This window comes from Paenibacillus sp. Y951 (assembly GCF_056786395.1).
In genome coordinates this window covers 21,785-46,915 of record NZ_JBXCIY010000014.1, presented here as the reverse complement: position 1 = coordinate 46,915, position 25,131 = coordinate 21,785, and the positions used below count along the sequence as shown (strand labels likewise).

Here is a 25,131-nt window from a genome sequence, read left to right as displayed (position 1 = left end):
AAAAAGAAGTAAGCCAAATACACAGGTTGAACATTGTGACAACTATTCAAGAATCAAAAAAAATATCCTTTGAAGGAGCTAACTATAATGAACGTATTAAATAATGTAATTCTAAGTCTTGTACTATGGCTGGGAGCTATTATCTCAGGGAGTGTATATCTAGTAAATGGTCAAAACGAGGTTAAATTACTTGCTATCGTATTGATCATTGCAGCTGCAATCGTAGCAGTATTTCATTTGCTATATAAGACAGTAATGAAAAATAAAATATTGACAGGGTTGTTAATCGGTTATGCCTTGTTATTGGTTTTCGCTGAGATGTATCTATACATTCATAGTGCATTTGCGCTAATACTTTTGTCATTTCAATTTTTTAACCTTTCCGAAAAACCGTTTTTCCATAGTAGATGGAGAATTGCAAGGTTAATGTTGGAGGGTTTGGGGGTTGTTGTAGCTGTATCAGGAATTATATTACTACTAATTGCTATTCTCCCTGAAATGATTAATGACATTCCCTTTATTCAATTCGTAAACGCGATTATGGAATTAGTAGCGAACAACATTGGCGTGTTAATCGTGTCCTATTTGCTGTTGTTTACAGGAATGAAAATAAAAGATACACATTCATTAATAGTTTGGATACTAATACTTGTTATTAGTACGGTAGTAGATTTATTAAACATTGGAGATGTAAATTTTCAATTAGCATATGTTCTTTTATTGATAGCCTATAATGTTTTTATTGCTATTAGGAACTTGTCTAAGAAATTATCTCTTATAAAGACTGCATACTTATTATTTTTTATTGGATGTATGTATGGTTTGTTTAGTTTTATCACTCCAATACACAACTATTTTATGCCCGTTGATAGAGTATATAATTTAATACCTTTGGATATTGCATTTGGATTCTTTATTTTTAGTATTGATCTACAATATAGGAAAAATGCGTTGAAGCTTGAGGGGAATAATAAGTTTTCAAAAAAGAATTTTTTTTACAATACTGTTTCTATAGGAACATTCTTTTTATTTGTAATATTCTTAGCGAGGTTCGTTTTTTCAGGCGAACTAATAGAAGATCTAGCAGTTAATCAAGAATTAAGAGCATCTACTAATTTACTCGATATAATTGAGAATAAAGCTACATTCTGGATTTCATCAATTGCTATTTTTAATTTATTCAAGAATGCTAGGAAAGAAGCTAAAGCTAAAGCTAAAGAAGTGGAATATTATATTTAATTCTTTTCAAACTAATCAAGTGGGAGTGAGTTTATGTCATCTATATCTACTACTATAAAGTTTCTTCGAAAATCAAATAATTGGGTTCAAGAATATGTGGCTAATGAGCTGGGAACATCAAAACATGTTATTTCTGGTTGGGAGCGAGGTATTGCGAATCCTAGTTTGGACCAATTATTAGAACTAGCAACGAAATTATTCAATGTTTCAACAGATTACTTATTGGGAAATGTTGAGTGTAGTAGAAGTAATAAAGATACACCTACTGCTAGTCTACCTTCAGTAGACTTGATAAAGTTACTTAATTCCGGTACTGCAATAACATTCAAAAAGAATACTCTTACTACTGAGGATATAAGAACGATAACTGTCATTTCTAACACATTATTCGATAGAATTTATCCGAATAGTTGAATATTTCATTTGGATAAGAACAAAAACACAGCAGTTCGGTATATAACCGGCTGCTGTGTACTGTATAACTAGAATCAATCGATGTTCTTATCAATTTTAGTTTTCTTAGCATTAATTTTTTTATTCTTTTTCTTTAACTGAACAAGCAGTAGGGGATCTAGTTTCATAAATCCGTAAGCTTGCTTTTCTTCTTTAGATAACTGATGATATTCTTTCACCGTCCAGTACACTCCAATCCATTTCTAGTTGTCCTTTAGCGTTGGTGATCAAATAAGTAGTAATATCAATAATATCTTCAACATGAGGCTGCTTTTGCATGTTCAGCTTCTCTAATCGTTCATTTCTTTCTTCTAGAAATACCTTATTAGATTGTTCAATTCTTTCAATAGCTTGCATAGTAACGGAATTCATTTTACCAAATGGAGGATTAGAAACAATAATTTCAAAATTGAAGTTTCTAGACTGTGCTTTAACAATTTCAATTCTGTCAGACTTACTAAGCTCACTCCAATTAGCAGCCTGAACTTTTTCCTCTACTTGAATGGCCGTATTCTTACTTAAATCTAATGGCGTTACATAAATATCAGTATAAGTTGAATCCTCTTCAAAGATGGATGTAGGGACTCTATATTCTCCTATAAGACTATCTCCATGATATATACGTGTATCGGTATCGAACTCGAAATAGCGGAACATTCTTTGTTCTTCTTTATGAAAATGTATATTCGTAATCGCCTTTGGAACATAAAGCAACCAAGGTTGATACAGAAAGGCTTGTACACAACTAGCCTTAACCATAGTGATGTTATATTCTCCACCGATCAAGTTCAAACTCTTAGACTCCAGAAGTAACGCTGACGCTCCGAGCGTCGGTTCCCATGTGGAATCAGTAGTTATCATATTACCTGTTAGCATACGTTGCATCAATGAACTTAGTGAAGAAGGGGTTGGATAGTACGCTAAGACACCTGACTGTCCAGCATAATTAATCAAAAACATAGAGAAGTAGTCATTCGGATATAAGAGCAACAAGGATACATCAAATGTGTCATACCAATGCCGCCACGCTTCCTCTGATACATTTGGTTTACTAAAGTAGCTGATCCCAAGCGCATACCCTAACCATTCTAAGAAATCTGAACCTCTATAGCCAAGAGGATAAGTTTTACTCATACATTTATCAAGCATTTTGTTGACTACAGCTTGTCCGTTGTGATCTTTAATCATTTCACATTCAGGAATAATGTCAATGGCTTCATCATACTCATTACGGCTATTAACACCCAGCCATGCGTGCCAACGACCACGAATGTTTGTTTCTAATTCCAAAGCTTTACCTCTTAGCCAACCAAAGCGATAAGAATCCTCAACGCTGGCAGCATACTCCGTATAGAGTGACGAGTTCCTTACTTGATCGACCAGTATATTTCGGATCAACTTTTCAGTTGGTTCTAATGATTCCATGAATTCATCTATAGGAGCTGATACAGCCCGCTTCAATACTTTCTTTTTAGGTTTAGTCATTAATGTTTCCATGACGATCACGCCCCTTTTGTAGTGTTACATTAAGTTTAATATGATTAAGGGAAAGCATCGAATTTACAAAGGGTTCATTTTATTAATCTAATGCGTACAATTCTATTGATTTATTTGCAAAGGTAGCTTAAAATTAACTTATTCCTATTTTTTCTCATTGCTAGCTTCCTTCCACGCGGATCAGGAATGCATCTTTTATTTTTTTTAATACTTATATAGGGATACGTTTCATCAATTTGTATTTAACAGCCATAAACGGCGATTATTCACTTTAATTTTATTAAAGTAAATATCCCCTGTTTATGGCTTTTTTTGTTGCCTAAAAAAAGGAGGATCGACAATGAACGGGTAACAATACCACATTCAAAAAACAATATTGGGAGGTGAAAGGACTAACTCAATTGGGTTTAGTCCTATTATTATGTTCAAAATGAATTCAGAGGTATTAAAATTAGTGGTTTCGAGTCTTGTTAAATGCGCACGTCGTTTCAATGTGAAAGAACCGAGAGTTTTTATTTCTACGAAAGACGATCAAGTTTCTTTCTATTATTCCGACAAAGCTTTAAGCGTTGAGAGAATGGCACCAGCAGACATTTCATCAGAATTGAACGCTGTAACTGATCTCTTCAATTTGGAGAAGAAAGTACAAGCGTTACCGAAAGAAGAAATCAGAGCTGAGATTGTTGATAATGCGTTGCTGCTTCGTTGGGGTGGACGTAATTCAAAAATCAAAGTGGATTTATTTCCGGAAACAATGGTTATGCTAGAGCCTCCTACGCCAGATGAAGTGATTGATTGGAAGCCAGGCACGTTACATGGATTCACGAATATGATCGCTCCGTTCTGTTCGTCAGATAACAGCTTTGCTACATCGATGCCAGCATTATACGGTATAGAGTTAAGTAAATCAGACAATGACGTTTATCTTCGTGCTACTGATAGTCACAAATACATCAGAAGACGTGCAAACATGGAATGGTTTGACCATACTACTGTTCTTAGTAGTACGTGCTTACAATCCATTTCTGATGTTCTTCCGAATGATGTTAATGTGAAAGTTGGTCTTTCTAAGAGTGGTCTAGTCTCATTTCACTCTGGAAACGTAACATGTGTTACAACTCCACTAGAAGGGGTACTGCCAGCTAATACGATCAAAAATTTTGATCTTGCTATTCGTGAAAGACAATTAATGACCCTCAGTTTAGATAGAATGGAGGTCATTGAAATTGCGAAACGCGTACAAAGGCTTACCGGTACTAAGGCACATATCATTTTTGAATTCAAGGATGATAAAATCTTTATTACTTCAAATGATAAAAGCTTGATACAAGATATTGGAGGTACGTATGACGGTCCAGTGAGAGCCATTGCTATTAATGCAGGTTATCTTGAAACGATCGCTACAACTTTCAAAGTAAATAAAGGAACAGGGGAATTAAATCTAAGATTTAATGATTATAAATCTCCTATCTTCGTTAATTACGATGGAGAAGATAGAACGGATATTATGTTCTTGCCTATCGTTGTTTCTGAAGTTCAAGATATCGCTAGTAAAACTGCAGTTGCAGTAACTAACTAATACTCTAAATACAGAAAGAGGTGACTGCCTTTACGTTAGATTCAATAACGTAAAGGCTTTTTTAATGAAAATTAACTATTCTAATGATGCGATTAACTTAAATCCTTCTACTTTGAATGATGCAATGAATATCGGTGAGTTGTTTGAATTGTTTCAAATGACAGATCAAGAGCTAAGATGGCATGAGCTAGTAACTGGTGAACATGACTTATTAGCCGACAATCCTACATTCAAACATTTGAAAAATTGGGGATTAACTAACAATGAAGAACTTAAAGAGATGCAACATGTACTTAAAGGTAAACGGAAACGATACCTTCAGGATATGGAGACAATTCAAGAAGTTCGAGATAGTGAAGTATACAAACAGAAGTTGCTTGAAGTCGAAGCAAAGTTTGGTGGCATACTTAATGACGGTACATCATTTTATGATTATCAAAAACAAGATATTGCTATGATTTCACTGAAAAAGAGGTCCCTATTGGCTTTAGAGATGGGCCTCGGTAAGACGCGAACTAGTATTGCTGGTGTAACGCTTGATCCAACCAACAAGAAAATCATTATTATAACGATGTCTCGTAATCTTAATGATTGGATGGGGGAGCTAGAGAACTTAGGCTTCGGAAATGACTATATCCTACTTAATCACCCCAATGATCTTCATAGTGACAAGCGTATTCAACTTGTTTCTTATGAACGTTGGTCTAATGAAGCGGGTCGTACGATTTATCGAAACAAAGAAAGGCATAATTGTAGAGAGTGTAAGTCAGGATATCGTTCAGAGTTTTTCCGAAGAAAAGGACTATGCCATTGTTGTAAGGCTACGTCACTTGAAATTAAGGAACGCTGGTCCGATAAAGACAAGCCCGCTTTTTGTCCTTCATGTTCTAGCGACTGGACGAAAGGTGCTAATACTTGTAGATGCGGATATTCACTTATTGAATCGTCAAGGCATTCGCTTAGTGACTTCTACCATAATGGCTATGATGCGTGCATCATAGATGAAGCTCACTTAATCAAGAATGGTGAATCTGCTCGTTCTCAGGCAGTTCGGAAAGTTCGTACACCTATTAAGGTCGCATTATCCGGTACTCCTGCTGAAAATGGCACAGAAGATTTATACTTTATTCTTGGTTGGTTAACGGGGTTTTCTTCAAGATATGAAGATCCGATTCTTGCGAAACAAGGTGTAGCAGAACCGTTTGCGGGATTTGGTAAAGCAGGCTTAAAACGATTCACCGAATATTATGGTGGGGGATCAAAGAGAGCTGTTTTAGATATCGACTCCATCAAAGAGCGTGTATCAAACCATACGAAGCTATGGGGGGTACTAGACACATTGATGATTCGCCGTAAAAAAACTGATGAAGACGTTAAACGTGATGCTTACGTTCCGGAACCAATCATGCATCGTTATCACATCCAAATGCAGGAAGCAGAGACTAATTTGTATAACAGCATCCTTGAAGATTTTTCTGAATGGTATCGTTTAGAATTATTAAGGAAGGAAGAATCTGTATATAGAGGTGAGAGTTATCGTATTAATACAATTCTCATTTGCTCTTGGCTTAGAAAGCTTCAACAAGCTGCATCATGTCCTTGGATATTTGAGAACTACGATGCAAACTTGGGTGTGAGAACGGCTAAGATGGAATTCTTGGAGAATAAGGTCATTGAAAATATCAGAAAAGGTCAAAAGTGTCTAGTCTTTTCAGGCATGAAAGAAACCGTTGAAACCTTAGCATTATCTCTAGACAATGTGATCTTTGGTAAAGAGGCTGCATACATTCATGGTGGCGTGAAGAAAGAAGATCGTTGGAAACTAATCAAAAGATTCCAAGATCCAAGCGACCCACTAATGATTTTGGTTTTATCTCATAAAACTGGAGCCGAATCTTACACGTTAACACAAGCTAAATCAGTGTATTTATTCGATTTAGACTTTAACGGTAAACGTATGGAGCAATGTTATTCAAGAGCAGTACGTTTAACACAAAATGATGTCGTTGATGTGTGGTGGTTAATGAACATGGATACAATTGATTGTAATATTCATGGTCTAAACTTGTCTAAAGTATCGGGTGTAGATAAAGCGATCGATCGTGTTGAATTAGATATGAAAAAAATTGCAGAAGAATTTGAAGGGGATACTCTATTAAATGCTACTGCTATTAATTATGAAGCTTTTGCACTTGATATGCTAAAAGCTGGTACTAAACGAAAGGACTATGAAAATGTATCATAGTCCAGAAATGGGGTTCCATGATGAAAGTCTTTTATGATGCAATTGATCGTGTAGTTAAAATTGATTGGAATGAAGAATTAGGTAAGAAAACGGTCCGACATTCTTTTTCAGGAGAGCCATCTGTGCTACAGTTACATCCAACTGAAGATAATACCGTCATTAGAGCATATTTTGATGGAAAGATGCCAAGTTGGATGAATAACTATCAAAGATCCCGTCAAAAAGTTTATAAGAATGGTGCTGCTAACATTGGCGATGGAAATTTAGGCTGGTGGATTTCATGTTGGAATAAGAAAGAGAATTTTCACACTAAGTTTATGTGCCCTACGATTAGCGGTGCGATTTATATGCTTGCTGAAGAGTTACCCGATGAGTTGAAACATTACAAAGACGATTTATTATCAAATATTGATATCATTACGTTGAACCTTCAGTTCGATGCTAATTATTTCAAACTGTTTGGTTTGCATTATCGGCCGGAGGAAATTATAGGTGTAGCGGGAGCATTAGTCATTGATAATAATGTCTTGCTGCCTCAACTTGATGATGAATCTAATCAGGAATATGCTGATAGAATAGAATCTGACGGTAATATGAAAAAACTTATTACTGAATTGATTCTACCGAATGAGAATGAAGAATCTGATGACAGTGAAGAAGATGAGGATAATGATTCTATACTTTCTGATGACGATGAGGAAGAACATACGCCTATAGTCTACGAAGATGAAGAGGAAGAACTTCTAACGGTTGTCTACGAAGCTGAAGAGGAAGAACTTCTAGCGGTTGTCTATGAAGATGAAGCTGAGGAAGAACTTCTAGCGGTTGTCTATGAAGCTGAAGATGAAGAAGAACTCCAACCAGTTGTCTATGAGGAAAAAGATCATGATTCTAGCGTAGTTAATAGTATCGATGAAACTAACGATATAGAAGAAACTACAGAAACAGAGGCTACAGTGCTAGAGGTAATAAGTTGTGACACGAGTATCGAGGTTGTTACTTCACAATCCCACAAAGTGGTTGTTGGTCAGCTATCATTCTTTTAAGTATAATCAATCCTCCTAATCACTAGGGGGATTGATTATTATACCTAACAAATGGTATAATACTGGTATTATATTAATTATTTTTTTCAGCTCATGTCATGCGACTCAGAGCCTCATTGTTTTTAAATTAAGCGTCACTATTTTTATTAATCGCCACTGGTGCTATTTGTTATTTTAGCATACTGATGGTTTTTTTTATGCCTAAAATCCAACACCCATTTTGGGGAGAGATCGTCCAACGGACTTCTTTTCTTAAAATGGGTGTTTTTTTATATATAAATATATTAAACATCTAATTGGAGGAATTGAAATGAAAAACAACGTATTCTCAATATCTAATGTGAACAAGAAAATCCATGGCTACCAAGGTTCTTATGTACCTATCCGTGAAGGATTAAATGAATTGGAACAGTTTTTCTTTAATCAAGAGCTAGACCTTTGTGACAAAGCCCTTACAAAGCACGTAAGAAGTAAGGCGATTCGTAAGGCGAAAAAGAAAAACTTTGTTTGGACAGTACAAGACTTGCTTAGAGATTTTAGTATTGCATTTGGATTTGGTGTTCTAATGGTTACTATTATCGGCTTACTAAGTATTTGGATGGTGTAAAATATGAGTGCAATATTTATTTTTTTAATGATCATTTTAGGGATACTGATTGTAAGTGTGTTAGTCGGAGTATGTGTAGGTCTTAGTACTACTAACCCGAATAATGAAATTCCTAAATATGTGACCTACGACGAGATGGAAGAATACGAACCAGTGTATTTAGTATCGTCTGAACATGAAGTAGTTGAATATGAATTCGATACTTCAGAAGAGGGATATAATGAGGATACTACTTTAACTATACTTGATGAGATATTTGCATCTGTAGAAGTTGAAGAGAAGAAAGAAGTGACTACTGCTAGTGAAATTACTAGTGAAATGGAAGGTAACTTGAACTTATTAATGGCTGAATTAAACCCTCAGCCATTAATTACAGAAGTTGCAACTGCTACTGATGAAGATATTGTCCCTCAATGGATCAATGAACAAGATCAGATGGATTATACGGCAGCTTTTAACAATAAAGAAGAAATAATTACAATCAGCCAATTAAATGCACCAGTAGAAACAAACGAATCTCTAAATGGTGAAGAATACAATTTATATTTTAATAGTTTGTTGACTTATGATCCACTAGAAATGGATATAGTTTTGGCTTATGAAGAACCTACGATTCAACATAAGGAACAACCAATTGAATCAACAACATCGTTACCACAAGAAGATATTGAATATCTAACTGAGTTATATGGAGGATTAGTTGACTTTGTAACTACGACTCCAGACATAGGTAGAACGAACGATGTTGATATCATGATCGGGCAAATCCTCAAAGAATCCGATCAATTTTATATTGGTTATCGCCAATCTAAAATATTAGTTGGAAAAACCGCTAAATTTTTTGTAGGTGAAACAGTTATTGTCTCAGGCTCATTCGCAGCCAATGATAGTTTCATTTTAGATCAAATAAAACTTGCGAGGGAAGCTGCAGATAACATTAATGTTGCAGTATAAAATAGTGGAATTTGGGGTAAATCCCATTTTCCCTAATGCTTGTTTACAATATAGTAAATAAGTATTAGGGAGAATAGGATAAAAGAACTAATTTTCCATAACTTGCTGAAATATGTCGTCATTTATAGTAATATCGTAGTGTATCACTTCCAATTTGTTGATATTTTTTCTAAAAATCAACAAATTATGAATGATACAACATGATAGAGTTAAAGGGGACTTTTGTACCATGGCGAAAATGCCTTCACTTTTAATCGAAAGTATGAACTTAAAGTTGCGTGAGCTTTCGCGAGAATTATCAAACACATATGCAGGGACAATTGATATAAAGATCAAAGCTGGTTCTTGTTGTAAGGCAAAGTTGGAACCTAATCACGAATGTGGCGAAGGTAGTCTAAACAAGATTGGTTTAAATATAGAAGCTAAGAAATATTTGCTACAACTCATAGAGACTAGAGTAAGAGAACACAACTATTTTCCGTATGGCCATATTTTTGTGTCTTATAAGTATGAAGATGGTCATTTGACTCATGCTCAAATTGAATTTGCTATAGAAAGTGTTATGAAATAAGCATCTCCCAAATAAATAAGCGACACGACCATTACAAAATAACAGGAGGAATTTACTTGAACGCCGAACTTAGTCAACTTGATATCAAACAACAGATATATGATAAGGTGAAAGTGCATATTGAACAGAATTACAAAAATAAGTTATTGCGCTTTAATAACAACACTCTCATCGTTCACACACGTTATGGCAAAGCTCAAAAGTGCGTCGATCTACAAAAATATGATTTATTTACTGGAAACTCTATTAATTCTGATCATGGTGGTATGACTGAAGAACAATTGGAGTATGTTTATTTAATGTTACAAGCTAAAATAATGCGGATTGAAGATCCCATTGATGTGAATTCTATTATCATACGTTTTGTATCGAGCAATGGCAAACTTGTAGTGGTGGCAGTTCAAATGACTAAGCGCCATATCTATGAATTACCTGCTGGTTTCTAGTGTTAAGTATTGACATAACACTAGATATTTAGGATAATACATATAACAAGTTTATATTGAACGTTACTTAGAGGAAGCACCGCTAAGTTAGAGTTTTATACTCTAATTTATCGGGGCTTCCTCTTTTTTTGTTCATTTAGACTTACATAAACAAGGAGGATATAACATGAAGAGAAAGAAAGTGTTCGGCGTTATGGGGTTATCTTTTGGATCGTTAATGGCTTTTGCCGGTACAGCATCAGCGGATACGAAAGCATCTGAAATCTATACAGATACATCCGGCATTGATCAAATAGATCAGATTGGGGATAGCGCACTTGAAATTGTCGGTGGTGTGGGTATGACAGCATTTACACTAGCATTCATGATCATAGGGTTATGTATTGGTTTGATGTCTTTAAGTCCACAGACCACTTCTAAAATGTGGAAGGCGTTCTTTGTTTGTTTAGTGGCTGCCGTATTATTCTTCTCAGCATATCTATTCCCAGATCAAATTCAAGGAATGATTACACCAATAGAAAAAGCATAAAATTAAATCAAATGAGTGGAAGCTACATTTACTTCCACTCATTTTTGTATTAAGGAGTAAAAATAATGAACGAAATAATCGTACCTATCGACATAACACAAGAAGAAAAAGCTATATTAGCAATATTTTCATTGCGTCAGTTTTTTGTATCCGTACCTATTTTATTTATGAGTTTAATTATAGTTTTATGGGGGGATGTTCCTTTCGCAACGGGAATAGTAGATTTTGTTATTCGAAGTATTTTCGCCGTATTAATTTCATTGTTTGCTGCAGCGTTAGCATTTTTACCATTACCACAGTATGACCAATATTTAGATGCATTTATTATGACTCAAATAAAGTATTATCGATCCCAAAAGGAATATTTAAATTAGAGGTGATAGTTTCATGAAGATTTATATGTTTGTTTTATTAGGTTTAATGGGTATTACGTTGATCTTCACGTTGTACGCAAAGAAAAAACGTGATGCAAATCAACCGTTATTTAAGAAAGTCCCTAAAGACGATTCATCGCTTCAGAGTTCAAATGTAAACAAATCCGAAATACCAAGTAAAGGTAGCCTGACCATTAAAGAGTTACTAGGAATTGAACATATCGAAAAAGGAATATTCCATAAAGTAAATAATGAATATGCTGTTGTTATTGAAGCTAGCTTCGTTAACTATGACTTACTAAGCGATGGTTCAAAACAAGGTATATTACTAGGGTATCAATCCTTCTGGAGAGTAGTGAAATTTCCAATTCAAATTTTAGGGCAATCTGTTTCACAAGACATGCGAAAAGAAGAGCTACGTTTCAAGAAAAACCTTACAGAAACGAATAAGGAAGTACAAGTTTATAACGACTCTATCATTTCTACGATTAAAAAACGTTCCGAACACGAATTTCGTGTTACAAAGAAAGTTTATTACTTAATCGCATTTAATCCAGTGTTGAGTAAAATTAGTGGATCTCTTTCACCAGAAAAAAAGAAAGGATTAATCCAGATGAATTTACAGCAACGTGCGTGGACAGTTATAGGTATGCTACGCCAATCGGGTGTCGAAGCAGGAGTTTTGGATAGCCTACGTGCAATGGAAGTCGTTAAACGCTCGTTAAATAGAGATCGCATGCTATATAATCCCATAGAAGATGTTGTCATTCATGAAAAACTAGCAACTCACATAACTTGGGATTTTACAACTGTACCAGGATTTGAAGATATTGTGCAGGATGTTGAGGAGGTGCGTGAAGTTGTTCAAGAAATTATTTCAGAGCAAGAAGAAACAGAGCCAGTTAGATAATGATTTAGTTTCAAGTGTCTCAACAAATGAAGGTCGCGAATTAGATTATCCTTCTCTAATTGATAACATGATTAACGAAGGTATTACGTTCCACAAAGATCATTTTGTCATTCAAACAGGTGCGGGTTCGGTTAGATATGGTAGAAGCTTGTTTGTAAAACCATCTGGATATCCACGTACAGTACGTATAGGTTGGTTGGAAGAGTTATTTAGTGGAGATGACATGGATGTATCGGTCCACGTTGATCCATTAGAACGAAATGTTGCAATAAAAAAACTTCAAGATAAAATAGATGAATTCGCTGTTGTTATGTATGCAGCTGCAAGTCGTCAAGATCAGGCCAAATATGATGATTCACAACAAAAATCTGATGATACGAAATTACTTCAAAGAGAAATCAAGGAAAATCTCAATGGTTTGTATTACGTATCCGTACAATTAGCTGTATATGCTAACTCATATGACGAACTTAATGCAAAGTGTGTAGAGATCGAAAGTAAGGTTGGTGGTGAATCCATCGAATTAAATAACGCTTATGGTAGACAAAAAGAAGGGTTCAAGTCTTGTTTGCCACTCGCTAAGAACTATTTACCAAAATCTGATCGTAACTTAGATACGAGAAGTCTAACGGCTATCTTTCCGCATAACTCCAGTCGTCTGAATCATACTGGTGGTTTTCCTATAGGAAGGTACGGTAATGACTTTGTTTACTACAATAACTATGATGCGACACTAAATAACTATTCATTAGGTATTTTCGGTGAATCGGGTTCTGGTAAGTCCGTATTAGTTAAACAAATCATTGCCAGGGGATTCATGGATGGCATTAAGAAGAATGTAATTATTGATGTTGAGCCTGAATATGTTGAATTGACTTTGGCATTGGGGGGAGTCGTTATTCCTGTTTACCCAACAGGAAATGATGAAGAAGCTGAAAATATAACAACGATAAATCCCTTGGATATTTACCCCGAGAAAGAAATTTTTAATAAAGGTACAAAAGATGAGTATGTAGTTACTACAGTGAAGATAAACGATAAAGTTAAAGAAGGTATTGAGTTCTTCAAAATTATGAAGCAAGCCATCGTTGGACAAGATGCTCAGCTTACAGCAATAGAATTAAGCGCATGTAACGATAGTTTGTCTCAAGCATATCGTGGCCGAAGTATTACGGCAGATCCGGAAAGCTTATATACACAAGTAACGAGCTTGGATGAGTCAGGTAATTTGAAAATGACTAGCCAATACATGGACATGCCTACGATTTCTGAAATCTATAAAGCTTTAGAGAAAAGACCAGATGTTGACAGTTTGACTGAATTAATTGCAATTGTAAAACTGTTCACTAAGGGCGGTGCCTTTGGTATGTTCGATGGTCAGACGAAGATTAAAAGTAAAAAAGGTGCAGGATCAGCAGCGACATTGGAAGATGCACCGATTGTTACTTTTGACATTTCAAGACTAGCTCCACAAGGAATTGAACGACCACTAGCTATGCATGTTATCACTACGTGGGTGTGGAATCGATTTATTGTATCTAATCCTAAAGACAAAAAGAGAGTTTTAATCGATGAAGCTTGGCAACAAATTCCTTACAAATCAATGATGGAATGGTTGAAAACACTAGCTTTACGTGGTCGGAAATGGAATACTTCATTGACATTAGTTTCTCAACGATATGAAATGTTTGATCGTGATGATACTGCTCGAGATGTCGTTTCACAGTTTGGTTCTGTATGCTTCTTAAAACAAGCCGACCAAGATATCACTCCGATCGTCAATACCTTCCGACTATCACCACAAGTAGGCGAAATGATTCGTACATTTAGTCAGGGTGAAGTACTTATGAAAGCAAACAAGCAAATCGTACACTTTATGTCAGAACCTACACCGGAAGAGTGGGTATACTTGAACACGAACCAAAATATTAAAATAGATACTCGTAAGGATGGTGTTGCGTAAGTGACACGCCATACTAAGAAATTAAGTAGATTTCTACTGGTATTTCTATTTATATCTATTATATTTTTAAATTTCAGCACGTATGTAGATGCAGCTGTGCCGGATACAGGTAATGAGTATAAATCATCATTTGCCGATGATGAATTCCAAACGAAAATGGATAAAGCCATAGATGATGCAAGCTTTTTTGAAAGAATATTTTTTACGATAGCAAATGGTTTTTTCAAACTAAGTGGAGTTGCACCGTTAACAGAATTGATTTTCGGTAATCCCTACGCATATTGGGGAATGGATGATAAGAGTGGGCTTAAATATGGAATCTTTACACAGCGAGAAATCGATATTTTAATAACACCATTAACGACTGCATTAGTAGGTGCGTATATTACATTTGCTACGCTAGCGATCATGTTATCAAGTTTGAAAATGGGTACAAGACCCCATAGCCCGCAAGCGACAAGTGATTTTTGGAAAGACCTTCAGATGTGGATATTATCAGTTCTTTTTGTAACTGCATTTTGGCCTATGTTTACGATCCTTGCGGATTTCAACACAGCTATTGTTGGAACAGTAAAAAGTGTATTAGCAGCAACGCAAGGTATAAGTGTAGATGGATTATCCATATTAGCAGATGTTACCGATGGATTCCAAATTGGAGACTTAGTGTTAATGATTGGTGAATGGGTGCTAGGTGTAATCCTAAACTTCATTTATCTTTCAAGAAAACTAGTTATTATTCTATTAGTACTTTGCGTACCTTTAGTTGCGTACTCTTTATTATTTGCTAAAACAAGATCGTTTTTTGGCGTATGGTTCAAAGAATTATGCGGTAATATTTTCATGCAATCTATTCATTCTATGGTGTTATATACGCTAGCTGTTTTAGCTTCTTTAGGAACAAACGCAATTATTAAACTGTTATTAATGTGCTTATTCATTCCAGTAAGCGGAATGTTGTCAAAATGGTTAAACCTTGGTGATTCTAGCAGTAGAACAGGGAGCGCACTTGGCATGGCGGGGTTATCAAGTGTTGCTGGTGCTATGATGCTAGCTAGAGGTGCAGGAGGCATGATGAAAGGCAGAGGCGGTAAGGGCGCCACATCATCTGATCCCACTGGAAGTGTTACAGGTGGTATCAATGGTGGTAGTGATTACGGTAACACATCGATATCTAGTGCAGCCGCTAAAAATTCAACTGGATTCGGAAAAGTAACACAAGGGCTTAAAACAGGAGCTACTATAGCAGGAGCTACGGTTGGGGCATTAGGTGGTATGGTTGCTGGTCCAGGCGGTGCAGCGCTCGGTGGTGTAGTAGGTGCTAAATTAGGCGGTGGCGCTGTGCAAGGTGCTGCTAATTTGGGTGGTAGTATGATGAACACCGGAAAATCGATAGGTCAGTTAGCTTCTTTCGCTAAATCTGGTGATTGGAACAAAAACTTAAATGAGCGTCGCAGATTAATGGGGAATGTTGGGGAATCTATGGGTTCTGCTTTTGGAGAAAAGGGAGGGTCTGCAGGAAGGGCGGTAGGTAATTTCGCTTCGGGTGCTACTAGAAGAAGAATACAAACCGAGCAATTCCAAGGACGTACACCAGCTGAGATTGCTGCGAGAAACCCTGATGCTTCCGTTTATCTAAAAGGAGACGCAGATAAATCAGCCTTCTATATGAAAAACAAAGATGGTCAAGAAGAAATTATCTCAAATTATGGACAAGGCTTTGAAGGTGCGAATAATCCAGTAATTATACCCTACTCTACACCTAAATCTGGATCTTCTGTTCAACAAAGTGCAAATGGTACTTATACAGCTTCACAAATAGGACGAACAGCAGGTGGCATTAACATGGCATCACAAGCAGGACAATCCGCTAAAAGTATTAATATGGCACCACAAGCAGGACAATCTGCAAATAGCATTAACATGGCACCACAAGCGGGACAATCTGCAAATAGCATTAACATGGCACCACAAGCAGGACAATCCGCTAAAAGTATTAATATGGCACCACAAGCAGGACAATCTGCAAATAGCATTAACATGGCACCACAAGCAGGACAATCTGCAAATAGCATTAACATGGTATCACAAGTTGGACAATCTGCAAATAGCATTAACACTGCACCACAAGCAGGACAATCTGCAAATAGCATTAACATGGCACCACAAGCAGGACAATCCGCTAAAAGTATTAATATGGCACCACAAGCAGGACAATCTGCAAATAGCATTAACATGGCACCACAAGCAGGACAATCTGCAAATAGCATTAACATGGTATCACAAGCAGGACAATCTGCAAATAGCATTAACATGGCACCACAAGCGGGACAATCTGCAAATAGCATTAACATGGCACCACAAGCAGGACAATCCGCTAAAAGTATTAATATGGCACCACAAGCGGGACAATCCGCTAAAAGTATTAACATGGCATCACAAGCGGGACAATCTGCAAATAGCATTAACATGGCACCACAAGCAGGACAATCTGCTCAGATGGATATTGGTATGAAAGGCTCTACAGCTTCATTCTTACGCACGGGTGATGCATACACACAAGATACCAACGGAAATAAGTATCAATATAGTGGTGTAGATGCATCTAAAATTAATCCCGATCAATATTTCAATCATAGCGCTGAAGGTCAAAAAACGGGCACAGGAGCTGGTCGCAAGTATGATCAGTTTACAGGAACACGTACAGTTACCGAGCATCGTAAGGAGCAAGCTTACAACAAGAAATTAGAAGGTATAGCTGGTGCTTATAAACAAGAACAGGCAGGAAGAAATCGTAATATCAATTAACACATTTATTATCCTCAACAAAGGGCTTAACAGCCCTTTTTTAAAAAGGTAGGTGACTTAGTATATCATCACATGATTTAGGTTCCGATATGGGGCAAGAAGCACTTTCAAAAGGTGGAAATGTCGCCAAAAAAGCAGGAAAAAAAATCGCAAAAGAAGCGATGAAAAAAGCAGTCAAAGCTATTAAAAAGTTAATGATGGAGTTTATCAAACTTATTATTAAAACATTGGTAAATGCTTTTATTGCTTTTTTTGGTTGGGAAATTGTCGTTATAATTATAGCTATTATTGCTTTCGCGGGAATACTATCAGCAATTCCTTTTGGGGATTGGACATTAAAATCTCTAGGACAGCGTAGTGAAATAGAAGTTTTGGCAGATCAAGAATACCAAAAGAGATTTGTAGAGTTATCTGAAGCTAGTACAGTTGATATTGATAATGAAATTGCAAGTGATACATGGAAAGCCACATTAAAGAGTATTGTACAGCCTAGTTGGGCAATTCCCGCTTCTTTATCACGTTATCAGATGATACGTACAAAAGAGAAGATTGAACTACCTGATCCAAAAGAAATGTTTGAAGGTCTAGAACCTACCTTCACGTATACAACGATAAAAGACGATACGGCTTACACGAAGACTATTAGCGCTTGCTATACTATGGTTGCGGTTAAAGATTCCGAAGGAAATGAAATGAAAGATTCCGAAGGAAACACCATTAAAGAAAGAGATTATAGCGATTCAACAGAATCCATTTCCGATAGTACTATGGCTGAAAAAAAAATCTTAGCCAGTGCGACTATCCCTTTTGGTACTACTGAAATTCAATCTGTTCAGAAATATTATCCTGGAGGTTACTATGAGGATATGGACGAATGGGAAGAGGGTAGTTCATCGAATAATGGTAGTTGTGATAGACAAACTTATTACAAATGGGTAAAGACAGAAGTTGATGATCGCGGTGTTCCACACACCGAATTTGATTCTGAGATGTTTAAGTCGTTCATCGTATCCAAAGGGGTTAAAGAAAATCATATGGACGAGTTTTTTGAATATGTACTAGCTGCAGAACCGGATTTCCCTTTAGAGCTATATCAAGGTTTGTACAATGGTGGTTCTCTAGCATATGGTGATGCAGACTACATATTTAGTGGAAATGTTATAGATGGTTGGGTATGGCCGATAGGTATTGATTATCGAGGCGTGAACAGTCCAATGGGTCCTAGATGGGGTAAAATGCACAATGGTATTGATCTAGGTGGTAGAGCATGGCCTGAAGCCGCTATATTAGCTGCTCGTGATGGAATCGTAATTTTTGAAGGTTGGAGCGATTCCTACGGGAATTGGGCAATTATATCACACGATAACGATCTACAAACCAGATACGCCCATATGACGAAAATAATGGTGAAATCAGGAACACAGGTTACAGCAGGTCAACAAATTGGAACTCAGGGTAATACAGGGGCTTCCAAAGGTGCACATTTACATTTTGAAGTTATTAAGCCAGATCCAAAAAATCCATTGGGTAGAAGTAGTAATGCACTAAAGGTATATGATCCGATGTTCTTCTTAGGACCATTGCAATAAATGTATGAAAGGAAGTTATTATGGAGAACTTCGCAAATAATTTGTCCATCATGTTTGAGAAGATTATAGGTTTTTTACAAGGCACTGGTATGTATTTAATGGGATTGCTTGCAATGATAGGATTAATGTTGTTTTTACTGTCAGGCAATAGCCCAATCGTTAAACGCACTGGAATAGTCATGGCTGTTCTATTTGGTTTTGGGATATTCATTGTTGCTTATGTACCTGTAATGTTCTATTACTACATGTCAGATGAACGTAAAAAGTATCTAGCAAGTGAAATCTATAATGATAGTTCATCTACGATCATTGGACTATTTGATACGATATTTGAGCTAGCTTTACCGCTTGCTGTAACGTGCGTCATCATTGGTTTAATGATTAGAGGGTTAGGTGCTACGAATCCCATGAAGAAGAGAAAAGGGTTAGGTCTAGTTATGATCGCACCGCTTATCTTGTTACTTGTATATGTTATGCCACATCTCATAGAGTTGGTATAAAAAAAAAGCTCGGTCATTTTTTTACGACTGAGCTTTTTTTATATACCAACTAACCGTTAAGTATTGAAATAGGTTGAATTAAAGTCCTTTGCACTCTAATCTTACATCTTAAAATAAGTATCATATACCTTAATTAATTATCGTTCCTTATTCAGGAGTCCAGTCTAAAACTTTTTATTCAAATGTTGACGCTTTTCAACCTCTAAAGGCCCGAGAATCAACTCCTCCGTTCTAACACTTTATTTTCTCCTTACACCTTGTTGACAAAATATGGAGAGATACTTTACAATATAAACAAAAGTAAGGAAAAGGTAAGGTGAATTATGAACAGACAACAAAAACCCATCAAAGCTACCATATCCTCTAAAAATCAAATCACTATTCCAGCTGCGGTTCGAAGAGATTTGAAGTTAAAAGAAGGGGATATGATTTCATTTATAGAAGAAGCGGGAAGGTATTTCATCGAGAAATCCGATGAGAAAATTATTTGTCCGATATGTGATGGAAAAACAGATCCAGAGTTATCTTGTTTCTATTGTGAAGAAGTAGGATACATAGCTAAGCATCGTATATACAATTACATACCTAATTTAGTTTCAAAAAGTAGGTCCTATCAGATACAAGTGTCTTTCTTAAATTTTGATATCTCAACAAGTAGCTACTTTACATTTCCTGTTATTCAATTAATGAGTAAGATATATCCTTTGCATGTAATAGAAAAAGCACAAGATGCCCTACAGTATGAGTTGATTGTAGAACATTCGCCCAGGAGTGTTAGTGATCCTAATAAATATATGTTGGCATCACAAGTCTTCGTAGATGAAGCCGTATCCCTTATGAAAACTGATTATGGTCGTAATATGACATTAGACTTTTTTAGTAATCACAACATATTTAATGATTAACATAGAAGGGAGGTAGAGTAACGTGGATTATGAAGAAAGAAATGCTTTATACAGAGCAATTTATGAGAAACTGATTCTACCTTTTCCTGCTGGAACCGTTGTTAAGAAGAATGAATCAATTAAATCAGCGTATATCCCCGTACAAGCTTACATGAATCGAGTGATGACTGAAGCGGGTAACTACGCCTCCTGGACTCTAACAAGTCCACAAGCTATTATTTATGAATCTGAGGGTTATATCGAGATGCGAGGTATTCTGAAGATTGTAGATGCTCAAAATGAGGGCGTAGGGTACGCATCCTTTGAACGGAATCAACAAAAACGAATCGATAACTTTGGTGAAGTTGTTAAGAAAGCCGCAAGTGCTGCATATGTAGATGCTTGTAACAAGTATCAAATTGGTTGGATTGATTTGCCACGAAATTTCACAACCAATCCAGGTTCTGGAGTGCCACAACGTAAGAATGTTGATGGCGCTGAAGAAGTAGGGCGTAAATGTATCGTCCCAAATTGCCCTAATATGGTCAATGAAGAATATCTTAAACTGGTGAACTGGAAGAACCAACAATGCCCGGAACATGTTCCTGAGTACCAAAAAAATAAATACTTGGCTAAGCTTAACTAGGAAGGAAGTGAATAAATTGCCAGCAAAGAAAGCAAATAAAAGAGCAGTTATTGCATCGTGTTCGTTATGTTATAACTTTGACTCTTTGGGCGGAACATGTTCGATCAGTCAAATAAAAAAAGAAGTATATGACATCGATAGTCCATTAGAATGTCAAAGAATCGGGGATTACGTCCGAAATTTTCATGTCATACCCGTTATTTATAACTACTATCTTCCAGACGATCCGTTGCCAGTTAGCTTCGAGCCCGACGTTTCTAAAGTAGCTAAGGATGAAGCGGGAAATCCGTTAGTAGTAAAGACTAATCGAGGCTTAGAGCGTGCTGTACCAGCTTATGACGGGGTTGAGATGAAAGTAGATACTTTTCTACAAAGTGTTGCAAAAGAGTTCACATGGCAAGGTCAACGAGAGATAATTGCGAAGTTAGGTGTATCCATCGCAAGAGAAATTACTGATAGAGCTCGTATAGAGCTTATTGTTCTAAAACACGAAGAATCTTCAATTGGAATACCCAGAGATATAGAGAAATATATGACCGATCAAGAAGTTAGAAAGTCATTTAATATATAAAATTCGATCAAACAAAATATAAGGAGTGAATGATAATGAATAATATAATGACATTTGAATTAACTGATGTGAGTGGATGTGATTTAACATTGGAGGAAATGAAAATTAACGCTGCACGTACTGAAATGATTAATTGCATTTCAATAGTATACGCTAACTTGGTAAAAGAAAATGAACCTCGCCTTGAAAAGTTGGAAAACATAACGTTGAGTTTTAATGGTAATATTTTAGAAATTCAAGGAGCTGTAGATACGATACATGTTGCTGGTGACAGTTATGAAGGGGTATATTTAGGTCATAAATTTAGAGTGAAAAGCCACTTTCCATACTCTTTTTTTAGACATTTGAATCTAATATAAAAAGTTGTTTAATTCAAACAAGAAGTTCCCCTTATAATGATAAATAGAACATCATCTTAAAGGAGAACTTAATATGAAAGTTAAGGAAATAGAAAGTGAAAGCACATTAGAAAACGGTAGAGAATTTGTAGTAGTCGGTATTATGGTAGATGAACAAGGCAAACCATTTTCACAATTCGAAGAATCTTTAATATTTTTAGGTGAAATAAATGCACCACTTAATTTTGTGAAGCTTTTTCAAGAAGCAAAGTAAAGTCGGTTAGTGTTTGATTAATTAACCATAGAGATTCAACATGATCTTCTTGTTCGTCATAAAACTCGCTGGACACAATATCGGGAATAATTAACTTCATTGGCACCAATATATCGATGACTTCATCATTAAAATAAAGATGAACCGGGTGAGATAGTTCTTGCTCATTTAAGGATTGAGCTTTGAATATTATTACTTTCGTCAGTTGATGATTCCTAGTAGCTATTCTTGCTAATTGTTCAGAAGTTGCTTTCATTACATCGTAATCTCTAGTATCAAATTCGCCATAAGCATATTCTGGTGAAATATAACTGTAAGCCAGCGTAGGATCGCCTAGCTGAAGCTGCGCGATGAATGACATTAGTTGGAATTGAGATGAATAATTAGATGAAGAATGGTCATCTGCAAAATCAGTTTCTTCTAGATAATGAATATAGTCAACATTTTTCAACCATATAGGGGCTCTATAAGTACCTTCTGTTTCATGTTTAATATCCCAATCTAGGACTACATCACTTTTAGTAAATACCTCTCTAAAACCATTCGTATTACCTGGTGTATCATTGCTTTTACTGCCTGTGTTTAACAAGAAAACACCTACAATCGCATAACCAATAAGTCCGATAATAATGATCTTTTTCAATGACATAAATATCCTCCTACATAAAAAAGCACCTAACTTCTCCTTGGAGAAGCTAGGTGCTGCCTATGCTTAGTTTAATTTGAATTTAGAAATATTATAACATGTTTTGCTACATTGAAGTAACTTTTCAGATGAAAATATTAACAATATGTGTTAGAATTTAGTATATTATATCAATCAATTTGCATATGTGAAGCACACATGGCCATATGGCTTCGTGTGCTCTTTGTTTATATATGGAGAGGGGATCATAGCGTGTTATCAACACTAATAAAGAAGATTGAACAATGCAGAAATGAATTAAATGCTTTATATGACACAGAAGGTACGATTAATCAAAACGTAATTAAAAAGTCGCAAGAGCTCGATCTACTTATTAATAAGCACTACGCAATGAATCATACCTCGATTATTGCTAGTCAAGTATCTTTTGAACATCTTGAAAAGCATACCAAATACTTTGTATCTTAAACCTCTTGTGTTGCATATCAATTTTTTCAATAATACCTTCAATTATATAATTTTCTCGTAACATATATATTTCTAACGAAAGAGTGAGACCTTGAAATAACGACTCATGAAATAAATAAGATAGTCGCTCTAATTCACTATCATCTAATTCTCTTTTTTGTTTGTTGTCTAGATTTTTTTGCTGTTCGACAATAGCTTGTCGATGTTCAGGAATAATCATACGCGAATGTTCCCATAATCCATTTCCTGTTAATTTAGATTTCATATATATAACACTCCTTCCTTAATAGTATATATAGAACATATGTTCCACACAAGGTGATCAATTAGTTGATTATCCATATGGATACTTATTAACCAAGAAATTATAAAAAAGGGTATGATTTATTGGGAATCTCAAAAAAAAGTAGAAGTTTGATTCAGTAAACATTTAGGAAGCGAGAAATTGGCGTAAATATGGGTAAAAGTAGTATAATTGAAGTGCGTTAAATTGTTATTTAATGCACTTCATGTTTACAGAGGTTTTATTATTTTTACTCGACCTAGTAGACACAATAATCAATCTGAACGAATGAGTATTTTTACAATATTTACAATTTATCATCGTTGTTTATTTTTATGGTTTTTATTGATAGGAGAGTGTATAAAAATGGATAATCTAGATTATGAAGAAGAGTTGGATGCATTTAGAGTTTATCTAAAACATAGTGGACTCACACAAGCTACAAGAAAAGCATATACGTATGAAATAAATAGGTTCATTATATATCTCGATGGAATTCACCTTCACAAAGTAAACAAAAAAATTATTACAAGTTATTTAGCAGATATGAATGAAAGATCATCTGAAATAGCTGGAAATAGAGCTTTGGCAGCTATATCTAAATTTTATGAGGCTTTAATTGATTTCGAAATTTTAGAAACCAATCCTGCAAAAAATATTAAGAAGTCTAAAACGGAGAAAAATAAAAAGCCAATTTTTCTTCAGGAAGAATATTTGAAAAAAGGCATGGGTACTGCAAGTGGAGAATTTGCGGATCGTAACATGGCCATGTTTGGATTAATGGCGTTTTGTGGGTTACGAGTAGGGGAAGTACATCGGTTAAATATTACGGATTACGACCGTATAAACCGAAAAATTCATGTGTTTGGAAAGGGGCGGAAACACAATGAAATACCGCTTCCGGAGGACATTATCCCTTTACTAGATACGGTGTTAGAGAAACGAATTGCACCTAAACATCAGTCTGAAAATGCGGTCTTTATCTCTCGTTTGGGCAGGAGAATATCAATACGCGGCATTCAAAAAAACATAGGAGAAATGCTATATAGATTGAAGGAAAATAATGAAGAATTGAAGAACCAGAAGTTATCTGCTCATAAATTACGTCACTCGTTTGCGACGTTGCTGCTAACTAAAAAAGTTGATATTAGGATTGTAAAAGAGTTGATGGGACATTCTTCTATTGAAACAACAGCGATCTATACCCACGTTTTAGATACTCAAAAAGTAGACGCTATGGCAGAAATAAATATATATTAGATGTATAATACTGTTAAATAAATAAATTAGAAAGTGATTAAAATGAAAGTATGGCTTTTGACAGCTAATGATAATGATAAAGGGGGAAATACAGTGAAATTCTTCAATAAATTAATTTGGATGTTTAGAAAATCCAACGAAAACGCATGGAAACGTCAATCGCCACTGATTGAATTGACGGAGTATATGACTTTACAAAAATGTAAGGAATATATAAGAACTACTGCTGAAAGCATCCAGACAGATGTTGAGGATTTAAATTTTGTTGAAGGTACTATGACATTAACCTATTTCAAAGAAGGGAAAAAATATCAATATTCACTCATACCTGTAATTTTAGAATTAAACACAGGTAACGATTTCTTTGTGGTAAGAGCAGAGTATATATATTCACCGTAACCCTAATCCAATGATTATACTAACATAGGATACAGATAATCCAAATTACGATAGT

At 35.6% G+C, this 25,131-nt stretch carries 28 protein-coding genes; 24 read left to right on the top strand and 4 right to left on the bottom strand.

All coding sequences use genetic code 11. From position 1 onward, the window contains the following. Window positions 1-87 precede the first annotated feature (87 nt). On the top strand, window positions 88-1,239 hold the full coding sequence (locus AC1TPB_RS18245; protein ID WP_482077830.1) for a hypothetical protein: 1,152 nt from the start codon (window positions 88-90) through the stop codon (window positions 1,237-1,239). A 33-nt stretch (window positions 1,240-1,272) separates the two neighbouring features. Next, window positions 1,273-1,653 (top strand): helix-turn-helix domain-containing protein, encoded by a 381-nt coding sequence (locus AC1TPB_RS18240; RefSeq protein WP_482077829.1) that lies wholly within the window; start codon window positions 1,273-1,275, stop codon window positions 1,651-1,653. Window positions 1,654-1,727: 74 nt separating this feature from the next. Here the strand turns inward: AC1TPB_RS18240 and AC1TPB_RS18235 are convergent, their stop codons facing one another. Together AC1TPB_RS18235 and AC1TPB_RS18230 are read right to left on the bottom strand one after the other, a co-directional pair. Next, the gene (locus tag AC1TPB_RS18235; RefSeq protein ID WP_482077828.1) at window positions 1,728-1,871 is read right to left on the bottom strand and encodes a hypothetical protein; all 144 of its coding nucleotides are present in this window, start codon (window positions 1,869-1,871) and stop codon (window positions 1,728-1,730) included. Further along, on the bottom strand, window positions 1,846-3,189 hold the full coding sequence (locus tag AC1TPB_RS18230; protein WP_482077827.1) for a hypothetical protein: 1,344 nt from the start codon (window positions 3,187-3,189) through the stop codon (window positions 1,846-1,848). The genes AC1TPB_RS18235 and AC1TPB_RS18230 overlap by 26 nt, the downstream gene beginning before the upstream one ends. Before the next feature lie 493 nt (window positions 3,190-3,682). On the opposite strand from AC1TPB_RS18230, the gene AC1TPB_RS18225 reads away from it, so the two are divergent. From AC1TPB_RS18225 to AC1TPB_RS18135, 19 genes are all read left to right on the top strand, one after another. After that, complete coding sequence (locus tag AC1TPB_RS18225; protein ID WP_482077826.1) at window positions 3,683-4,768, top strand: hypothetical protein; 1,086 nt, start codon at window positions 3,683-3,685, stop codon at window positions 4,766-4,768. A 64-nt stretch (window positions 4,769-4,832) separates the two neighbouring features. Continuing rightward, window positions 4,833-7,013 (top strand): SNF2-related protein, encoded by a 2,181-nt coding sequence (locus AC1TPB_RS18220; protein ID WP_482077825.1) that lies wholly within the window; start codon window positions 4,833-4,835, stop codon window positions 7,011-7,013. A gap of 17 nt (window positions 7,014-7,030) precedes the next feature. Further along, window positions 7,031-8,059: a hypothetical protein gene (locus tag AC1TPB_RS18215; protein WP_482077824.1), complete on the top strand. Its 1,029-nt coding sequence runs from the start codon at window positions 7,031-7,033 to the stop codon at window positions 8,057-8,059. A 310-nt stretch (window positions 8,060-8,369) separates the two neighbouring features. Beyond that, window positions 8,370-8,666: a hypothetical protein gene (locus AC1TPB_RS18210; RefSeq protein WP_482077823.1), complete on the top strand. Its 297-nt coding sequence runs from the start codon at window positions 8,370-8,372 to the stop codon at window positions 8,664-8,666. Between the two features lie 3 nt (window positions 8,667-8,669). Continuing rightward, window positions 8,670-9,620, top strand: a complete 951-nt coding sequence (locus AC1TPB_RS18205) for a hypothetical protein (RefSeq protein ID WP_482077822.1) — start codon at window positions 8,670-8,672, stop codon at window positions 9,618-9,620. Window positions 9,621-9,849: 229 nt separating this feature from the next. After that, window positions 9,850-10,191 (top strand): hypothetical protein, encoded by a 342-nt coding sequence (locus tag AC1TPB_RS18200; protein WP_482077821.1) that lies wholly within the window; start codon window positions 9,850-9,852, stop codon window positions 10,189-10,191. A 56-nt stretch (window positions 10,192-10,247) separates the two neighbouring features. Beyond that, window positions 10,248-10,637 (top strand): hypothetical protein, encoded by a 390-nt coding sequence (locus AC1TPB_RS18195; RefSeq protein WP_482077820.1) that lies wholly within the window; start codon window positions 10,248-10,250, stop codon window positions 10,635-10,637. A 166-nt stretch (window positions 10,638-10,803) separates the two neighbouring features. Then, entirely contained in the window at window positions 10,804-11,166 is a 363-nt protein-coding gene (locus AC1TPB_RS18190; RefSeq protein WP_482077819.1) for a hypothetical protein, read from the top strand. A gap of 65 nt (window positions 11,167-11,231) precedes the next feature. Further along, window positions 11,232-11,540, top strand: coding sequence for a PrgI family mobile element protein (locus AC1TPB_RS18185; protein WP_482077818.1), 309 nt, complete (start codon window positions 11,232-11,234; stop codon window positions 11,538-11,540). A 13-nt stretch (window positions 11,541-11,553) separates the two neighbouring features. Continuing rightward, window positions 11,554-12,450 (top strand): hypothetical protein, encoded by an 897-nt coding sequence (locus AC1TPB_RS18180; RefSeq protein ID WP_482077817.1) that lies wholly within the window; start codon window positions 11,554-11,556, stop codon window positions 12,448-12,450. Continuing rightward, on the top strand, window positions 12,395-14,413 hold the full coding sequence (locus AC1TPB_RS18175; protein WP_482077816.1) for a VirB4 family type IV secretion system protein: 2,019 nt from the start codon (window positions 12,395-12,397) through the stop codon (window positions 14,411-14,413). The genes AC1TPB_RS18180 and AC1TPB_RS18175 overlap by 56 nt, the downstream gene beginning before the upstream one ends. Beyond that, window positions 14,414-17,218: a hypothetical protein gene (locus AC1TPB_RS18170; protein ID WP_482077815.1), complete on the top strand. Its 2,805-nt coding sequence runs from the start codon at window positions 14,414-14,416 to the stop codon at window positions 17,216-17,218. 89 nt (window positions 17,219-17,307) lie between these two features. Further along, window positions 17,308-18,807, top strand: a complete 1,500-nt coding sequence (locus AC1TPB_RS18165) for a M23 family metallopeptidase (protein WP_482077814.1) — start codon at window positions 17,308-17,310, stop codon at window positions 18,805-18,807. Between the two features lie 20 nt (window positions 18,808-18,827). After that, entirely contained in the window at window positions 18,828-19,307 is a 480-nt protein-coding gene (locus tag AC1TPB_RS18160) for a hypothetical protein (RefSeq protein ID WP_482077813.1), read from the top strand. 323 nt (window positions 19,308-19,630) lie between these two features. Next, complete coding sequence (locus AC1TPB_RS18155) at window positions 19,631-20,212, top strand: AbrB/MazE/SpoVT family DNA-binding domain-containing protein (protein ID WP_482077812.1); 582 nt, start codon at window positions 19,631-19,633, stop codon at window positions 20,210-20,212. Window positions 20,213-20,234: 22 nt separating this feature from the next. Further along, window positions 20,235-20,837 (top strand): hypothetical protein, encoded by a 603-nt coding sequence (locus tag AC1TPB_RS18150; protein ID WP_482077811.1) that lies wholly within the window; start codon window positions 20,235-20,237, stop codon window positions 20,835-20,837. A gap of 16 nt (window positions 20,838-20,853) precedes the next feature. Next, on the top strand, window positions 20,854-21,408 hold the full coding sequence (locus tag AC1TPB_RS18145) for a hypothetical protein (RefSeq protein ID WP_482077810.1): 555 nt from the start codon (window positions 20,854-20,856) through the stop codon (window positions 21,406-21,408). A 35-nt stretch (window positions 21,409-21,443) separates the two neighbouring features. After that, window positions 21,444-21,767, top strand: coding sequence for a hypothetical protein (locus AC1TPB_RS18140; protein WP_482077809.1), 324 nt, complete (start codon window positions 21,444-21,446; stop codon window positions 21,765-21,767). A gap of 73 nt (window positions 21,768-21,840) precedes the next feature. Beyond that, window positions 21,841-22,020: a hypothetical protein gene (locus AC1TPB_RS18135; RefSeq protein ID WP_482077808.1), complete on the top strand. Its 180-nt coding sequence runs from the start codon at window positions 21,841-21,843 to the stop codon at window positions 22,018-22,020. On the opposite strand, the gene AC1TPB_RS18130 is transcribed toward AC1TPB_RS18135, so the two are convergent. Continuing rightward, entirely contained in the window at window positions 21,986-22,669 is a 684-nt protein-coding gene (locus AC1TPB_RS18130) for a hypothetical protein (protein ID WP_482077807.1), read from the bottom strand. The two genes, AC1TPB_RS18135 and AC1TPB_RS18130, sit on opposite strands and share 35 nt — an antisense overlap. A gap of 195 nt (window positions 22,670-22,864) precedes the next feature. Here AC1TPB_RS18130 and AC1TPB_RS18125 point away from each other — a divergent pair, with 195 nt between their 5' ends. Then, window positions 22,865-23,134 carry a Spo0E family sporulation regulatory protein-aspartic acid phosphatase gene (locus AC1TPB_RS18125; RefSeq protein ID WP_482077806.1) on the top strand — a complete coding sequence of 90 codons (270 nt, stop codon included), beginning with the start codon at window positions 22,865-22,867 and terminating at the stop codon, window positions 23,132-23,134. Here the strand turns inward: AC1TPB_RS18125 and AC1TPB_RS18120 are convergent. Beyond that, window positions 23,079-23,399 (bottom strand): YolD-like family protein, encoded by a 321-nt coding sequence (locus AC1TPB_RS18120; RefSeq protein WP_482077805.1) that lies wholly within the window; start codon window positions 23,397-23,399, stop codon window positions 23,079-23,081. The two genes, AC1TPB_RS18125 and AC1TPB_RS18120, sit on opposite strands and share 56 nt — an antisense overlap. A 384-nt stretch (window positions 23,400-23,783) precedes the next feature. Between AC1TPB_RS18120 and AC1TPB_RS18115 the strand changes: the two genes are divergently transcribed. Next, window positions 23,784-24,677 (top strand): tyrosine-type recombinase/integrase, encoded by an 894-nt coding sequence (locus AC1TPB_RS18115; RefSeq protein ID WP_482077804.1) that lies wholly within the window; start codon window positions 23,784-23,786, stop codon window positions 24,675-24,677. Between the two features lie 42 nt (window positions 24,678-24,719). After that, on the top strand, window positions 24,720-25,076 hold the full coding sequence (locus tag AC1TPB_RS18110) for a hypothetical protein (RefSeq protein ID WP_482077803.1): 357 nt from the start codon (window positions 24,720-24,722) through the stop codon (window positions 25,074-25,076). Window positions 25,077-25,131 lie beyond the last annotated feature (55 nt).

Bases quoted from the DNA above. Each gene is read 5' to 3' on its own strand.
- AC1TPB_RS18190 (WP_482077819.1), top strand. From the start codon at position 10,804: ATGAAGAGAAAGAAAGTGTTCGGCGTTATGGGGTTATCTTTTGGATCG.
- AC1TPB_RS18240 (WP_482077829.1), top strand. From the start codon at position 1,273: ATGTCATCTATATCTACTACTATAAAGTTTCTTCGAAAATCAAATAAT.
- AC1TPB_RS18165 (WP_482077814.1), top strand. From the start codon at position 17,308: ATGGGGCAAGAAGCACTTTCAAAAGGTGGAAATGTCGCCAAAAAAGCA.
- AC1TPB_RS18180 (WP_482077817.1), top strand. From the start codon at position 11,554: ATGAAGATTTATATGTTTGTTTTATTAGGTTTAATGGGTATTACGTTG.
- AC1TPB_RS18220 (WP_482077825.1), top strand. From the start codon at position 4,833: ATGAAAATTAACTATTCTAATGATGCGATTAACTTAAATCCTTCTACT.
- AC1TPB_RS18205 (WP_482077822.1), top strand. From the start codon at position 8,670: ATGAGTGCAATATTTATTTTTTTAATGATCATTTTAGGGATACTGATT.
- AC1TPB_RS18135 (WP_482077808.1), top strand. From the start codon at position 21,841: ATGAAAGTTAAGGAAATAGAAAGTGAAAGCACATTAGAAAACGGTAGA.
- AC1TPB_RS18210 (WP_482077823.1), top strand. From the start codon at position 8,370: ATGAAAAACAACGTATTCTCAATATCTAATGTGAACAAGAAAATCCAT.
- AC1TPB_RS18125 (WP_482077806.1), top strand. From the start codon at position 22,865: ATGGCCATATGGCTTCGTGTGCTCTTTGTTTATATATGGAGAGGGGAT.
- AC1TPB_RS18140 (WP_482077809.1), top strand. From the start codon at position 21,444: ATGAATAATATAATGACATTTGAATTAACTGATGTGAGTGGATGTGAT.
- AC1TPB_RS18245 (WP_482077830.1), top strand. From the start codon at position 88: ATGAACGTATTAAATAATGTAATTCTAAGTCTTGTACTATGGCTGGGA.
- AC1TPB_RS18155 (WP_482077812.1), top strand. From the start codon at position 19,631: ATGAACAGACAACAAAAACCCATCAAAGCTACCATATCCTCTAAAAAT.
- AC1TPB_RS18230 (WP_482077827.1), bottom strand. From the start codon at position 3,189: ATGGAAACATTAATGACTAAACCTAAAAAGAAAGTATTGAAGCGGGCT.
- AC1TPB_RS18115 (WP_482077804.1), top strand. From the start codon at position 23,784: ATGGATAATCTAGATTATGAAGAAGAGTTGGATGCATTTAGAGTTTAT.
- AC1TPB_RS18120 (WP_482077805.1), bottom strand. From the start codon at position 23,399: ATGAAATCTAAATTAACAGGAAATGGATTATGGGAACATTCGCGTATG.
- AC1TPB_RS18110 (WP_482077803.1), top strand. From the start codon at position 24,720: ATGAAAGTATGGCTTTTGACAGCTAATGATAATGATAAAGGGGGAAAT.
- AC1TPB_RS18130 (WP_482077807.1), bottom strand. From the start codon at position 22,669: ATGTCATTGAAAAAGATCATTATTATCGGACTTATTGGTTATGCGATT.
- AC1TPB_RS18185 (WP_482077818.1), top strand. From the start codon at position 11,232: ATGAACGAAATAATCGTACCTATCGACATAACACAAGAAGAAAAAGCT.
- AC1TPB_RS18215 (WP_482077824.1), top strand. From the start codon at position 7,031: ATGATGAAAGTCTTTTATGATGCAATTGATCGTGTAGTTAAAATTGAT.
- AC1TPB_RS18200 (WP_482077821.1), top strand. From the start codon at position 9,850: ATGGCGAAAATGCCTTCACTTTTAATCGAAAGTATGAACTTAAAGTTG.
- AC1TPB_RS18160 (WP_482077813.1), top strand. From the start codon at position 18,828: ATGGAGAACTTCGCAAATAATTTGTCCATCATGTTTGAGAAGATTATA.